Genomic DNA, 14280 nt, shown 5'->3' on the forward strand with positions numbered 1-14280 from the left:
TAGGAATGAAGAAGTTGATGCGCTATCATTAACGTCTCAATCAATAATAATATATCCATTATGGCTTTAATTAAAAAGCTGCGGCAGCTGAATCGCAGGCGTAATTATTTAAAGAAAGAGATTAAATATTCTCTTGATCTTTATTTTGCAGCAAGGAAATGGAAAAAGTCTTCAGGCCACAAACAGAATAGACAGGATATCAAATCCATTCTGCTGGTTCGCAATGAAGGTAAAATCGGCGATGCCATTGTTTCTACGTGTTTTCTCAGAGCGCTGTTTGAAGCCGGGTATCGTGTAGATATTCTGGCGGTAAAGGAGAATGAGAGCCTTTTCCGACATAACCCGTATATTCACAACATCTATCTCTCGGAGAGTTTCAGCGATTGTCATCAGCGCGATAAATATGACACCGCCATCGGGAGTGAGGTCGTTACCCTCCTGAGAGACAATGCTTACGATTTATTGATCGATACGGCTATCTGGCAAACCGCGCTGTATATGCCCAAAATGATTGCCGATATCAATCCTAAAATGACGCTGGGTTTCAACAAGCCAGGCTGGCTTAAACCTTACGATATCAACATTCAGTTCGATCACCTTAATAACCACGTTAAAAATATTTATCGTGCGGTTCTTGACTATCTTCAGGTTGAGACGGTTGGTGGACTGAATTATGAAATATTTTACCCTGAGCGAATTGATGCCGAAATTCACCAGTCCGGCATGTTTTCCGCTGATGAGCACAATATTTTAATCAATATTTATGCCAGTCATGCCGATCGTGACCTCTCTGAGCAGCAGCTGAATGAGCTAATCGGGGCGATTGTCAGGCACAATGCAGCTACCAATATCGTGGTGCTTGATCACAAAGGCGCGCTGGAACAGGCATCGCTGCACCCCGCGAAGTTATACCGCGTTCCCTCGCTGTATCACGCTTTCGCTGCGGTTAAGAAAAGTGATTGCGTGATTACTCCCGATACCGCCGTGGTGCATATCTCGGCGGCTTATAACAAAGCCCTGGTTGGCATCTATCAGGACTCACTGAAAAATAATCAGCTGTGGTCGCCTGGCTACAGTAACGGCCATCAGATATTTTCCGATGAGTTTGTTTTTAAAAATGACGGACGGCTGGTTGAGAAAATAAGCCAAAAAATCCTCACGCTGGTTCAGCCATAATCGATGAGGTCACCGTGCCGTCAGTACGGTGACCGTGCCTTACACCACCTGCACCGCTAACGCCTGCTGCAGAGCGCTGAGCGCACCGGGCTTTGCCGCGCCGCCGTCGCAAATCAACAGATCGATATCGCCGACAGGGGCGTACTGGGTACGGCTGATCACGCCGAGTTTGCTGTGATCCGCCAGCAGCAGGGTGCGGCTGGCCTGCTGTACCATGGCGTGCGCGATGGCGGCTTCATGCGGATGGAAGCTGCTGGCACCGTTTCGGGCATCGATGCCGACCGGTGACAGCAGCGCCACGTCGGCGCGATATCGATAAATTTCCCCCACCGTCATTTCTCCCCGCGTCTGCTGCGCGCCGGCCATCATCATGCCGCCCAGCAGCAGCACCTGGTTATTCAGGGTTTCATGCTCTTCGGCCGCGCTAAGCGCCAGTGCCGCCTGCAGACTGTTGGTGATGATGGTCAGGCCGGACATGGTGCGCAGCTCTTCAGCCAGCAGCGTGGTGGTGGTGCCGGCATCGAGGAACAGCGTCTGGCCGGGTTGCAGATGTTGTACCGCCGCGGCGGCAATCGCGCGTTTCTCTCTGGCCTGTGCGTTACGGCGCACCTGCAGCGGTGGCTCCGGCGGGCTCTCCAGCGCCACCAGACCGCCATGTACGCGGCGCGCCAGCCCCTGCGCCTCAAGCGAAATGATATCGCGCCGTGCCGTTTCCCGCGAAATGCCCAGCTCTTTGATGATGCGTTCAGTGCTGAGCTGATGTTGCGTGCTCAGCAGCGCGCGGATGCGATGTAAACGGGTTTCCTGCAGCATGACGTTTCCCTGTGGCAGAGCGAAGCTGGGCCTAAGCTTACCTGAGTGTCATCGTGGCGTCATGTGTATTTGGTTGTATTTGTGTATTTGGTTGCATTTTTCACTAAAGCAGGCATGATGTTCGCAGAGATCAGGCTGCAAACACCCCTTTCACCTTCGCAACGGGAGTTACCATGGTTACACGTTCCACCATCATGGATACCAACAGTTTTCGCGCCGAACACGCCGACGCGCTGGATCCGGCCACCCGCACTCTGACGGACAAGCGCAGCAAAGTGCTGGGCGAATCGTATCGTCTGTTTTATCGCAAGCCGGTGCATCTGGTGCGCGGCGAAGGGCAGTATTTGTGGGATGCGGCGGGTAACAAATATCTGGATGTGTATAACAATGTGGCAAGCATCGGCCACTGCCATCCGGCGGTCATTGAGGCGGTGAATCAGCAGATGAAGATGCTGAACACGCACACGCGTTATTTGCACGAGCGCATTCTTGATTACAGCGAAGCGTTGCTGGCGACCACGCCGGAAGCCATCGATCGCGCCATGTATATGTGTACCGGCTCAGAAGCCAACGATTTGGCGATACGCGTGGCGCGCGCCTGGAGCGGCGGCACCGGCATTATTGTCTCGCAGGAGGCATACCACGGTACCAGTGATTTGACTTCTGGCGCGTCACCGGCACTGGGTAGCGGTCAGCCGCTGGCCGCGACCACCCGCCTGGTGCCACCACCGGATGCTTATCGTGTCGATGCGCCTGACCTCGGGGCATGGTTCGCCGATCAGATTCAGCAGCAGATTGATGACATGAAAGCGCACGGCATTAAATTCGCCGGTTTCCTCGCCGACTCGATCTTCTCCTCCGACGGCGTGCTGCCTAATCCACGCGGATTCCTGCAGCAAGCGGTGGATGTGGTGCATGCTAACGGCGGCATTTTTATCGCTGATGAAGTGCAGCCCGGCTTTGCCCGCACCGGCGATGCCTTCTGGGGCTTTGCCCGTCACGGCGTGGTGCCGGATGTGGTCACCACCGGTAAGCCGATGGGCAACGGTATTCCGGTTTCCGGCCTGCTGGCGAAAAGCGACGTGCTGGCCGCGTTCAGCGACGAGATCCCTTATTTCAATACCTTTGGCGGCAACCCGGTGGCGATGGCCGCTGCGCAGGCGGTGCTGACGGTGATTCAGGAAGAGGGGCTGCAGGAGCATAGCCGCGTGGTCGGCGCACAGCTGCTGGCGGAGCTGCAGAAGCTGATGGACCGCCATGACTGCATTGGTGATGTGCGCGGTGCCGGGCTGTTTATCGGGTTTGAGCTGGTGCAGGATCGCAGCAGTAAGACGCCCGACAAAGCGCTGGCTCTGGACTTGATCGAGAAGCTGCGCGATCACCATGTGCTGACGTCGGTGGCCGGGCCGTACGGTAACGTGCTGAAACTGCGTCCGCCGCTGGCGTTCCAGAGCGGTGATATCGACTGGCTGGTGGGAGCGCTGGATAAGTCGCTGACCGAGCTGGGGCGTTAATTACTCAGATATCAGGTCGCCATGAATGGCGACCCTTCAGCATAATGTGCCAGATGCGCGTTGATGCGCATCTGGCAGGGCGCGAAAGGACATCACGCCGCGGCAGTTTCCTGCGCAAAAATCTGCTCCATCTTCTGCCACGCCTGCGCCACATCATCGTCGAGATTGAACAGGCCGGAGGTGCCGACAATAAACACGTCGACGCCCGAGGCGGCAATCTGCTTAAAGGTGCGCGCATTGCACGACCCATCGATTTCGGTCAGATAGTGATAACCGTGAGTTTCCCGCATGGCGATCAGCTGGCGAATTTTGTTCAGCGTTTCCGGAATAAATTTCTGTCCGGCGAAACCGGGATCGACTGACATCACCGTCACTTTATCCAGCAGATGCGCATATTCACGAATGCTGTCGGCTGGCGTCGCCGGATTCAGCACCACGCCGCAGCGACGACCAGCCTCTTTAATTTGCGTCAGCAGGCGGAAAATTTTGTTATTCGCCGTCTCCGGATGGAAACTGATAATATCCGCGCCGGCATCAATGCACATCGGAATAATATCTTCCGGGTGGTTCACCATTAAATGCACATCAATCGGCACATCGGTAATTTTACGCAGGTTCTCAATAAAGAACGGCGACAGCGTAATATTCTTAACATAGCTGCCATCCATAATATCGACATGATAGAACGAGGCGCTGGCGTTCATCGCTTCGATCTGCTCGCGGAAGCGGGTCAAATCCATGCACATCAGGGACGGTGAAAAGCGGGCGTTCATGCTGATTTCCTCATTACGCAAACAGCGCCCGCAGGCGCTGTCTGTGACATCAATGGAAGAACGAAATAATATGGCCGAGCACAATGCCGACGATACCGAAGTCCGCATCACCAAAGGTGGTGGACGCGAAGCCAAGGTCACCCATCAGCGGCAGCAGAATGGCGGGCAGGAAGGAGATCAGCAGCCCCTGAACAAAGGAACCGATGATGGCACCGCGCCGTCCGCCGGTGATGTTGCCGTAGACGCCAGCGGTCGCGCCGCAGAAGAAGTGCGGCACCAGGCCCGGCACAATCACGCTCAGACCGAACAGCGGGCACAGGAACATGCTGATCAGCCCGGCGGCGAAGCTGCACAGGAAGCCGATGATCACGGCGTTCGGCGCGAACGGGAAGACCGTCGGGCAATCCAGCGCCGGTTTTGCGTTCGGCACCAGTTTATCGGCGATGCCTTTGAACGCCGGGACGATCTCGGCAATCACCATGCGTACACCGGCAAGAATGATGTAAACACCCGCAGCAAAGGTGATTGACTGGATAATGGCAAAGACGATGAAGTTCTGGCCGCCGCTCACCTGGCTTTCGGTAAACTCTTTACCGGCGACCAGCACCAGCGCGACAAACAGAATCATCATGGTCAGCGAAATTGCCACGGACGAGTCGCGCAGGAAGTTGAGGGTTTTCGGTACTTTCAGCTCTTCAATTGACGGGCTGCCTTTGCCCACCGCTTTGCCAACCAGCGCTGACAACAGGTAGCCGGTGGAGCCAAAGTGGCCCAGCGCCAGATCGTCCGAGTTGGTGATTTTGCGGGTGAAAGGCTGCAGAATCGCCGGGCATACCACCATCATGGTGCCGAGAATCAGCGAGCCGATCAGCACCAGCCAGAAGCCGTGCACGCCGCCCACCGACAGGATCACCGCCAGCATGGCCGACATATACAGCGTATGGTGCCCGGTCAGGAAGATGTATTTCAGCGGCGTGATGCGCGCCAGCACAATATTCACCAGCATACCGAACACCATGATCATCGCGGTTTCGGTACCGTAGTTTTTCTGTGCCAGCGCGGCCATCGCATCAGTATTCGGCACTACGCCCTGAATATTGAACGAGTGCTCGAATAGCTGGCTGAAGATGGTCAGGGTGGCCGCAATTAAGTTGGCCCCGGCGATAAGAATAACAAAACCCATGATGGTTTTTAGCGTACCGGAAATCACATCGGATACCGGTTTCTTTTGCAGTAATAAACCAATCAGGGAAAAAAGGCCGACAAGTATAGCGGGTGTTCCAAGAACATCCTTAATTATAAACTGCAGCATAAATTACTCCGTGTGAGTAAATTTCGTCGGGTCAATTACAGGTTGTCGGCGAGAATTTCTTTGATTCTGGCGTTATCCAGTAAATTGCTCAGGCCAAATACCTGTGCGCTGTGGCTCGACAGCTGGTCAGCGATATCTTTAGCACTGATGATAATATCGGCCTGCTCGGATTTGGCAGAGGTTAAATCGGTATGACCCACTTCAGCCTCTTTACCCAGCTCCTTAATAATTTTCTTCACGTTCATTTCCACAATGAAGCTGCTGCCTAAACCGTTTCCACACACAATCAGTACTTTTTTCATTTTCAGGTTTCTCTGGTGATTAATCTTTAATGACAGCTTCAATCGCTGGCAGGGTCGATGCCGACAGCAACTGCTGCAGGCGGGATTCGTCGCTGAACACCTCAGCCAGCGCGGTGATCATCTGAATATGATCGTCGCCAGACAGGGCGCACAGCATAATAACGACAAACACCGGGTCGTTTTCATCGGCGGCAAAATTCACGCCTTGTTTTACATGCAGCAGGGACAGGCCGTTTTTGCGCGCACCCTGTTCCGGACGCGCATGCGGCATCGCCAGACCCGGCGCCAGCACATAATAGGGCCCCAGCTCAGCGTGCGAGGTAAAGATCGCATCCAGATAAGCCGGGGTAATTGCCCCCTCCGCCAGCAGCGGCTCGGCCGATAAACGCACCGCTTCCTGCCAGTCGCTAACGTCGTCTATTACCCGGATATGTTGCGGTGTCAGCCATTGAGTGAGCATCAGTAATTCCTGTTTATTCGTCGATGCGGTGCACTGTAGGTGATTTTATCGCCTGGGTTCTGTGATGTTGCTCGCAAAAGTTAGCGCTAACACGAATGATGTTAAAAAGTGTGTTAGCGATAACATTTTTGCGCGCGCGGTTTGTCACGCTGAGGCGGGGGTGACATGCTCAGGCCAGCGAAAATCACGCAGCCAATGAGACATGCCCGATTCTGTGGTTTTTAACATGGCACCAATTTGCTTTTGGTTTTAAGCTGCGTGCGGATAAATCGAGCGCTACCCGGAACCAGCAGGGTAGAGACAGGAGAACGCATGACAGAAAAACGACGGCGCAGTACCGGCAAAAGCACGCTGGCCGATGTTGCCCGTTTGGTCGGTGTCAGCGCCATGACGGCGTCGCGCGCTTTGCGTATGCCGGAGAAAGTGTCGCCCGAAATTCGCGCAAGGATCGACGCGGCCGTCGCGGAACTGGCCTATGTGCCCAACGTGCAGGCGCGTAACCTGGCGTCGGCCTCGTCGCGGCTGATCACCATGGTAGTACCTTCTTTTGCTACGCCGGGCAGCGCGATTGTGTCAGAGGCGCTGCAGGAGGTGCTGCGGCCGCAGGGCTATAACATGATGCTGGCCGAAGCCAATCATTCGGCGGCGGAGGAGAGCGAGCTGATTGAGATGCTGCTCTCTTACAACCCGGCCGCGATGGTGCACTTCAATTTCGACAATGCTGCCGAAGCACAGCGCCTGCTGAGCAACTCCGGCCTGCCGGTGATGGACATCGGCGGCGTGCATCAGGATTCTGCCGGCATTAGCATCGGCGTAGACTATGCGAAAGCCATTCGCCAGCTGGTAAACAGCCTGGTGGAGCGCGGCTATCGCCATCCCGGCCTGCTGTGCACACAAACGCACAGCACTATTTTCCGTCAGCTGCTCAATGGCTGGCACAGCGGGATGCTGGCGCTGAATCTGGCACCGCACCGCGTGGTGACCTCACCGAAAATGCCCACCTTTGCCGCTGGCCACAGCCTGCTGGCAGAGATCCGTCTCACCTGGCCGGAACTGGACGTCCTGATCTGTACCAGCGATGAAGTGGCGTGCGGCGCCATCATGGCCTGTCACGCGGCGGGCGTCTCGGTGCCCAGCCAGCTGGCGATTGCCAGCATCGGCGGTGGCCCGCTGGCGGCGGTATGTTCGCCGCCGCTGACCAGCATTGTGCTGCCGTACGAGGAGATGGGGCGCATGGCCGGTAAACGCCTGCTGGCGGCGCTCAACGGCGACGAGCCGCCTGCCATCAATGAGCTGCCGGTGCAGCTTAAGCTGCGCGCCAGTACGCACAAGGTGTAGCCGTGTGTGCGCACCTTTTGCCAGATTGATCAAATCCTTATCATTACTAAGGCATTGATAACCCTTTTCCGGATCATGATTTTAACTATAATGATCCGACTGCTTATGCGGCACACCAGCAAGGTTGTGCTGCCAAACACTAAATGGAGAGGAAGAACATGAGTTATTCACTGCCATCCCTGCCGTACGCCTACGACGCACTGGAACCGCACTTCGACAAGCAGACGATGGAAATCCATCACACTAAACATCACCAGACCTACGTTAACAACGCCAACGCGGCGCTGGAAGGTACCGAATTCGCAAACCTGCCGGTTGATGAACTGATCACCAAACTGGATCAGCTGCCAGCAGACAAAAAAGGCCCACTGCGTAACAACGCTGGCGGCCACGCTAACCACAGCCTGTTCTGGAAAGGCCTGAAAACCGGCACCACGCTGCAGGGCGACCTGAAAGCGGCAATCGAAAAAGATTTCGGCAGCGTCGAGAAATTCCAGGAAGAGTTCGAGAAAGCGGCTGCGACCCGTTTTGGCTCTGGCTGGGCGTGGCTGGTGAAAAAAGGCGACAAGCTGGCGGTCGTTTCAACCGCTAACCAGGACAACCCGCTGATGGGCGAAGCCATCGCTGGCGTGTCTGGTTTCCCAATCATCGGTCTGGATGTGTGGGAGCACGCTTACTATCTGAAGTATCAGAACAAGCGCCCTGACTACATCAAAGCGTTCTGGAACGTGGTGAACTGGGACGAAGCAGCGGCACGTTTCGCCTCGGCAAAATAAGTTCTGGCTTACGCTATGTGAATAACCGGTGCCTGCGTGCACCGGTTTTTTTATCGCCATCCTAAACCGCAGCTCAACAAACACCACGTCATGACCAGGCTAAAGTGGTTATTAACGCGCCGTTGATAATTTGGGGCATACAGTAGCCTTCAGTTATCTCGCGACGTAAAAATAATCATGTCTATTATTACACATTCTGAGCCGGACTCCGTTTCGTCGGCCGCGCTGTTTATACCTTTAGTCAGTGGAAAGCTGCGGCCAAATAAGCTGTGGAATAGCCAGCAATTTCGCCTGAAATTTGCCTTAAGGTCAGCGGTATTTCCACTGACCACTTTTAATTATCTCCATCAGCTGGCCAAACTCTCTTTTCTGCCGCAACTGTTAAACAGCCAGGGCTTACTGCCGGCTAAGCCGCATCGTCCCTATTTGCGCGCCGGTTTCAGCGTGGCGCAGCGTGCGCAGGCGATTCTCGATCATTATCAATTGATGGATAAGCTGGCGAATAATCAGCTGCGCCAGTTGCTGCTGAGCCCGACCGGTAATCTCCTTGCCCGTTTCGACGGCAAAAACGAGGAGCAGTTTGCGATTTATTGCTGCTCTGGCCATTACGACCGGGAAGGGGAAATTACGCTGCTGCTTAATTATCAGGATCTGACGCTGGCCTCGCTGTCATTCTCTATTATTCAGGAACAGCAGCAGCGCACGCTATTAATTGGGGGCTTGCAGGGGCCGCGGAAACATATTTCCAGTGACGTTATTCGCGATGCCACCAAAGCCGCGCACGGCGTATTTCCCAAGCGTCTGCTGATGGAAGCGGTATTTATTCTGGCGGCACAGTGCGGCGTACAGGCCATTACCGCGGTTGGCGATACCACCCATGTTTTCCGCAGTCTGCGCTACCGTCACAGCAAAGGTGATAAATTCTTTGCCAGCTATAGCGAGTTCTGGCTGTCACTGGGCGGGGAAATGCGTGGTGATGAGCTGTTTACGCTGCCGCTGAGCATGGCACGTAAAGATCTGGAAGAGATTGCCAGCAAGAAGCGCGCGGAGTATCGCCGCCGCTATGCCTTGCTGGATACGCTGGCGCAGCAGGTGCTGCAGGCTGCCGGGGCAGAACGCGACGTGGTCCACGCCGCGTAACGGCAATCAGAACGGCTGCTTTGCGTAGCCGGTCATCACCTTCAGCCCCATCTCGCGTCCCAGCGCGGTCATCGGGTGTACCACCACCAGGCCGCGCACGCTTTTCTTCAGCGCGCCCATGTTAGCCTGCTCTTTTTTGGTGATTTCACGGCTGAACGGCAGCTTTTTCAGCTGCTGGGCTTCTTTGCTCAGCTTCTCTTCGCGCACGTTGCGCAGACGCTCAATTTCCTGCACCAGCGTCTCTTTCTCTTTCAGCAGCGCGCCAAGCTTTTCGGCATCGCCCGCTTCCAGCAGCTGCGGTTCTTTGCGATTCAGCGCGTCCAGCTGGTCGCTGAGACGTTTAATCTCGGCTTTTTCTTGTTCTTTCATTGGGAAAACTCATTAAGGAAAACAGGCAAAGGATACATCAAATCCGCCCGCTTTTGCAGCGCAGCGACAACAGAGGCAACGGGATAATCGGGTACAGCGCGGCGTGCGGGCAAAAAAATACCCAGCGCAAGGCTGGGTATTGACTGGAATTACAGAATGAAGCGGCTGAGATCTTCGTCGGCCACCAGTTCATCCAGATGCTGACCAACGTATTCGGCATCGATGGTGATCGATTCGCCGTGGCGATCGCTGGCGTCGTAGGAGATATCTTCCATCAGACGCTCCAGCACGGTGTGCAGACGACGTGCACCGATGTTCTCGGTGGTTTCGTTCACCTGCCACGCCGCTTCGGCGATGCGACGGATGCCGTCTTCAGTGAATTCAACGTTAACGCCTTCGGTGCCCATCAGCGCTTTGTACTGCACGGTCACGGACGCGTTCGGCTCGGTCAGGATGCGTTCGAAATCATTGACCGTCAGCGCCTGCAGCTCAACGCGAATCGGCAGACGACCCTGCAGCTCCGGAATCAGATCCGACGGGCTGGCCACCTGGAACGCACCGGAGGCGATAAACAGGATATGGTCGGTTTTGACCATGCCGTGTTTAGTGGACACGGTGCAGCCTTCCACCAGTGGCAGCAGATCGCGCTGTACGCCCTCACGTGACACATCCGGGCCCGACGACTGGCCGCCGCGCTTACAGATTTTGTCGATTTCGTCGATGAACACGATACCGTGCTGTTCAACCGCGTCGATGGCATCCTGCTTCAGCTCTTCCGGGTTCACCAGCTTGGCCGCTTCTTCTTCAATCAGCAGCTTCATCGCATCTTTGATTTTCAGCTTACGCGGCTTCTGCTTCTGGCCGCCGAGGTTCTGGAACATCGACTGCAGCTGGCTGGTCATCTCTTCCATGCCCGGAGGCGCCATGATTTCAACGCCCATCGGTGCAGCAGCCAGATCGATCTCAATCTCTTTGTCATCCAGCTGGCCTTCGCGCAGTTTTTTGCGGAACGACTGGCGCGCAGCGGACGGCTCAGCGCTCTGCTCCGGCTGCCCCCAGTTGTTTTTCGCTGGCGGGATCAGCACATCCAGAATGCGATCTTCTGCCATCTCTTCGGCGCGGTATTTGTTTTTCTCGATCGCCTGGCTGCGCACCATCTTGATGGCGGAGTCCGTCAGATCGCGAATAATCGAATCCACTTCTTTCCCGACATAGCCGACTTCGGTGAATTTAGTGGCTTCAACTTTGATGAACGGCGCATTGGCCAGCTTCGCCAGACGGCGGGCGATTTCGGTTTTACCGACGCCGGTCGGGCCGATCATCAGGATGTTTTTTGGGGTCACTTCATGGCGCAGCTCTTCGTCAAGCTGCATGCGGCGCCAGCGGTTACGCAGCGCAATGGCGACCGCTTTTTTGGCGCCGTCCTGGCCGATGATGAAGCGGTTAAGCTCGCTGACAATCTCGCGTGGAGTCATCTCAGACATGGTTTTGGTCCTTACGCCTTAGACGGTAATTCTTCGTAGTTAATGTTGTGGTTGGTGTAGATGCAGATATCACCGGCGATATTCAGCGCTTTGGCTACGATATCGTGCGCACCCATCTCCGTGTTCTCCAGCAGCGCGCGGGCGGCTGCCTGGGCGTAAGGCCCGCCGGAACCGATTGCAATCAGGTCATTTTCCGGCTGAATCACGTCACCGTTACCGCTGATGATCAGTGAGGAGTTCTCATCGGCAACCGCCAGCAGCGCTTCAAGGCGGCGCAGCATCCGGTCAGTACGCCAGTCTTTCGCCAGTTCGACTGCGGCTTTCACCAGATGGCCCTGATGCATCTCCAGTTTGCGTTCGAACAGTTCAAACAGGGTAAAGGCATCTGCGGTGCCGCCAGCAAAGCCCGCAATCACTTTGTCGTTGTAAAGACGACGCACCTTTTTAACATTGCCTTTCATTACGGTATTGCCGAGCGTCGCCTGGCCATCACCGCCGATCACGACCCGGCCGTTGCGTCGTACACTTACTATTGTTGTCACGGGCAGACCCCTTGTTGCAGTGGAAAAAAGACACCGCGCAGCGGGCGCGGCGTATCATGCAACCAGATATGGGGTAATCCTGTGGGGTTTCAACCCCCGGCAATATCTGATGCTGCAAATTGCCGGGGGCGAGCAGGGAGGGTTAAGGCAGGGCGAGCGGAATACAGCTGCTGTGGCCGGAGCTGTGCAGGCGCTTCACGGTGCTGTCTGCGCTGCTGCGGTCTTTAAACGGTCCAATCACCACGCGATTCCAGCCGCCGCCAGTCGTGATGCGGCTTTCGAAACCTTCAAACGCCAGACCGGCGCGTACCGATTCCGCCTGATCGGTGCCTTTAAACGAGCCACACTGCACCATCCAGCGCTGGGTGCTCGCTTTCTCTTCCGTTTTGGCTTTGGCGCTCTCCTGCGGCTTCGCCGGCTCGCGAGTGATCGGCGCGGCCTGTTGCTGCTGCTGGCGTGCCGCCTGCTGCTGCAATTCCTGCTGGCGCTGCTGCTGCAACTGTTGCTGACGCTGCTGCTGTAACTGCTGTTGCTGACGCTGCAACTGCTGTTGTTGCTGTTGTGCCTGCTGCTGACGCTGCAGCGTTTGCTGGCGCTGAGCCGGGGTTTGTTCGTTCCACGGCACTTCATTCAGCTGGGTCGGCTGCTGGCGCATATCGGCCTGCATCTGCTCCAGCAGCTGACGCTGTTCGTCGGTCAGCTGGGTTTGCGACTTGATTTCGCCACCGGCAGACGGCTCGGTGGGCGACGGCACGGTCACCTGACGATTTTCCAGCTCTTTGATGTACTTCCAGCGCTCTTCCGGCTTCGGCGGCAGGCCATTACCGTTGGCTTTATGATTCGGAATCACCGGTGTTTCTTCTTTTTTGTGATGCGAGATGAACCATAAACCACCGGCAAAGGTCACCAGCACTGCCACGGCCAGTACTATCATCAGCTTTGAAGTGCCGGAGCCGCCTTTGCTTTTCTTGCTGCGGCCTGCGGGTTTTTTGCGACGCGTCCCTGTTGAACGCCCGCGGCCTACGTAATCTCTCTGTGCCACTTTCGTTCTGATACCCTTCAAAAAAATGCCACTGGGCGTGTAAATGGGGTGTTAATTTTGCCCGGCAAGGAATGCGTCATGTTACTCAAGGGCTGGAACTTTGACCAGCACAGTCTGCCTTCAGAATCTGCTGAAAATGCAGGGTTCCCGCATTCATTTTTCGCGTTTTGCTGCCGGTGCGGTACTGCCGCGGACGCGGAGTTCGGCGTCGAGCAGGCGTGAACCGTTATTGACCCGTTTGCCCTGCAGCTCATCCAGCAGCAGCAGCATCGCTTCGCGGCCAATGGCAAAACGCGGCTGTGCCACGGTGGTCAGGGGCGGATCGTAGTATTGCGCCAGCTCGATATCATCGAAGCCGACCACCGACAGATCCTGCGGAATACGCATTCCCAGCTTACGCGCCTGGTTCATCGCGCCCAGCGCCATCAGATCGCTATGGCAGAACAGGGCTTTCGGCGGCTGCGGCAGGCTCATCAGCTGCTTCAGCGCGCTGGCACCGGCTTCAAAGGTGAAGTCACCGTGCACAATCAGCGTGGGATCTATGGCGATATTGCTGCGGCGCAGCGCCTGGATGTAGCCCTGCAACCGATACTGGCTGAGCGGGATATGTTCCGGTCCGGTGATGCAGGCGATCTGCCGATGGCCCAGCTGTAACAGGTGATTCACCGCTTCAAAGGCCGCGGTCAGGTTATCGATATGCACCGTGGGCAGCGCCATCTCCGGCGCGAACTCGTTGCCCATCACCATCGGCGGCAGATTGCGCTGATCTTCAATGCCGGCGTCAAACGGCAGCTGCGAACCCAGCAGTACCATGCCGTCAATCTGGCGCGTCAGCATCAGGTTAAGGAAGGTTTTCTCCTGCTGATCCTGATGCGCGCAGTCACCAATCAGCACCAGATAGCCTTCCTGCGCGGCGGTCACTTCCACGCCGCGGATAATCTCGCTGAAGAAAGGGTCACAGATGTCCGGCACAATCACCAGAATGGTTTGCGTGTCGCCGCGTTTAGCGTTGCGCGCCAGACCGTGCGGCGCATAGCCGACGGCCTGCACCGCCTGTTCCACTTTCTGCCGGGTCGCGGCGGAGACTTTTTCCGGATTCATCAGCGCGCGCGAAACCGTGGCGGTGGAGACGCCAGCCTGCTCGGCCACATCTTTCATGGTGGCTGCCGATGAGGGTTGCTTCTGATCCAACGTTAACTCCTGACGCGGTACAGCGCATAGATATTCACACATAGCCGG

Annotated in this window: 15 protein-coding genes; 5 read left to right on the forward strand and 10 right to left on the reverse strand. The window is 56.0% G+C overall.

What is annotated here, in order from left to right; genetic code table 11:
- Positions 1 to 60: 60 nt before the first annotated feature.
- Positions 61 to 1176: a glycosyltransferase family 9 protein gene (locus CBW22_RS05280; RefSeq protein WP_088516187.1), complete on the forward strand. Its 1116-nt coding sequence runs from the start codon at positions 61 to 63 to the stop codon at positions 1174 to 1176.
- 39 nt (positions 1177 to 1215) lie between these two features.
- Here the strand turns inward: CBW22_RS05280 and CBW22_RS05285 are convergent, their stop codons facing one another.
- On the reverse strand, positions 1216 to 1989 hold the full coding sequence (locus CBW22_RS05285) for a DeoR/GlpR family DNA-binding transcription regulator (protein ID WP_088516188.1): 774 nt from the start codon (positions 1987 to 1989) through the stop codon (positions 1216 to 1218).
- Between the two features lie 173 nt (positions 1990 to 2162).
- Between CBW22_RS05285 and CBW22_RS05290 the strand changes: the two genes are divergently transcribed.
- Positions 2163 to 3503, forward strand: coding sequence for an aspartate aminotransferase family protein (locus CBW22_RS05290; protein ID WP_058758150.1), 1341 nt, complete (start codon positions 2163 to 2165; stop codon positions 3501 to 3503).
- 92 nt (positions 3504 to 3595) lie between these two features.
- Here CBW22_RS05290 and alsE read toward each other — a convergent pair whose 3' ends face one another.
- From alsE to CBW22_RS05310, 4 genes are read right to left on the reverse strand one after another with little or no spacing between them, the layout of a single operon-like run.
- Positions 3596 to 4276 carry a D-allulose 6-phosphate 3-epimerase gene (gene alsE, locus CBW22_RS05295; protein WP_021506849.1) on the reverse strand — a complete coding sequence of 227 codons (681 nt, stop codon included), beginning with the start codon at positions 4274 to 4276 and terminating at the stop codon, positions 3596 to 3598.
- A 49-nt stretch (positions 4277 to 4325) separates the two neighbouring features.
- Complete coding sequence (locus tag CBW22_RS05300) at positions 4326 to 5588, reverse strand: PTS ascorbate transporter subunit IIC (protein ID WP_058758148.1); 1263 nt, start codon at positions 5586 to 5588, stop codon at positions 4326 to 4328.
- Between the two features lie 35 nt (positions 5589 to 5623).
- On the reverse strand, positions 5624 to 5890 hold the full coding sequence (locus CBW22_RS05305) for a PTS sugar transporter subunit IIB (protein ID WP_021313417.1): 267 nt from the start codon (positions 5888 to 5890) through the stop codon (positions 5624 to 5626).
- A gap of 19 nt (positions 5891 to 5909) precedes the next feature.
- Positions 5910 to 6350, reverse strand: coding sequence for a PTS sugar transporter subunit IIA (locus CBW22_RS05310; RefSeq protein WP_021506847.1), 441 nt, complete (start codon positions 6348 to 6350; stop codon positions 5910 to 5912).
- Between the two features lie 312 nt (positions 6351 to 6662).
- Between CBW22_RS05310 and CBW22_RS05315 the strand changes: the two genes are divergently transcribed.
- The 3 genes from CBW22_RS05315 to CBW22_RS05325 all read left to right on the forward strand — a co-directional run bounded on the left by CBW22_RS05315 (position 6663) and on the right by CBW22_RS05325 (position 9604).
- A complete protein-coding gene (locus CBW22_RS05315) occupies positions 6663 to 7688 on the forward strand; it encodes a LacI family DNA-binding transcriptional regulator (RefSeq protein WP_021506846.1) in 1026 nt (341 codons plus the stop codon).
- Between the two features lie 158 nt (positions 7689 to 7846).
- On the forward strand, positions 7847 to 8464 hold the full coding sequence (gene sodA, locus CBW22_RS05320; protein WP_021506845.1) for a superoxide dismutase [Mn]: 618 nt from the start codon (positions 7847 to 7849) through the stop codon (positions 8462 to 8464).
- A 177-nt stretch (positions 8465 to 8641) separates the two neighbouring features.
- Complete coding sequence (locus CBW22_RS05325; RefSeq protein WP_088516189.1) at positions 8642 to 9604, forward strand: VirK/YbjX family protein; 963 nt, start codon at positions 8642 to 8644, stop codon at positions 9602 to 9604.
- Positions 9605 to 9610: 6 nt separating this feature from the next.
- Here CBW22_RS05325 and CBW22_RS05330 read toward each other — a convergent pair whose 3' ends face one another.
- The 5 genes from CBW22_RS05330 to cytR all read right to left on the reverse strand — a co-directional run bounded on the left by CBW22_RS05330 (position 9611) and on the right by cytR (position 14232).
- Complete coding sequence (locus tag CBW22_RS05330) at positions 9611 to 9973, reverse strand: YibL family ribosome-associated protein (protein WP_021506843.1); 363 nt, start codon at positions 9971 to 9973, stop codon at positions 9611 to 9613.
- Positions 9974 to 10122: 149 nt separating this feature from the next.
- Complete coding sequence (gene hslU, locus CBW22_RS05335) at positions 10123 to 11457, reverse strand: HslU--HslV peptidase ATPase subunit (protein WP_021506842.1); 1335 nt, start codon at positions 11455 to 11457, stop codon at positions 10123 to 10125.
- Between the two features lie 11 nt (positions 11458 to 11468).
- Positions 11469 to 11999 carry an ATP-dependent protease subunit HslV gene (hslV, locus tag CBW22_RS05340; RefSeq protein WP_031279590.1) on the reverse strand — a complete coding sequence of 177 codons (531 nt, stop codon included), beginning with the start codon at positions 11997 to 11999 and terminating at the stop codon, positions 11469 to 11471.
- Between the two features lie 142 nt (positions 12000 to 12141).
- Positions 12142 to 13041 carry a cell division protein FtsN gene (ftsN, locus tag CBW22_RS05345; RefSeq protein WP_072208558.1) on the reverse strand — a complete coding sequence of 300 codons (900 nt, stop codon included), beginning with the start codon at positions 13039 to 13041 and terminating at the stop codon, positions 12142 to 12144.
- Between the two features lie 153 nt (positions 13042 to 13194).
- The gene (gene cytR, locus CBW22_RS05350; protein ID WP_021506839.1) at positions 13195 to 14232 is read right to left on the reverse strand and encodes a DNA-binding transcriptional regulator CytR; all 1038 of its coding nucleotides are present in this window, start codon (positions 14230 to 14232) and stop codon (positions 13195 to 13197) included.
- Positions 14233 to 14280: the final 48 nt, after the last annotated feature.

The organism is Pantoea sp. VS1 (assembly GCF_002207995.1).
GTDB lineage: Bacteria > Pseudomonadota > Gammaproteobacteria > Enterobacterales > Enterobacteriaceae > Pantoea > Pantoea dispersa.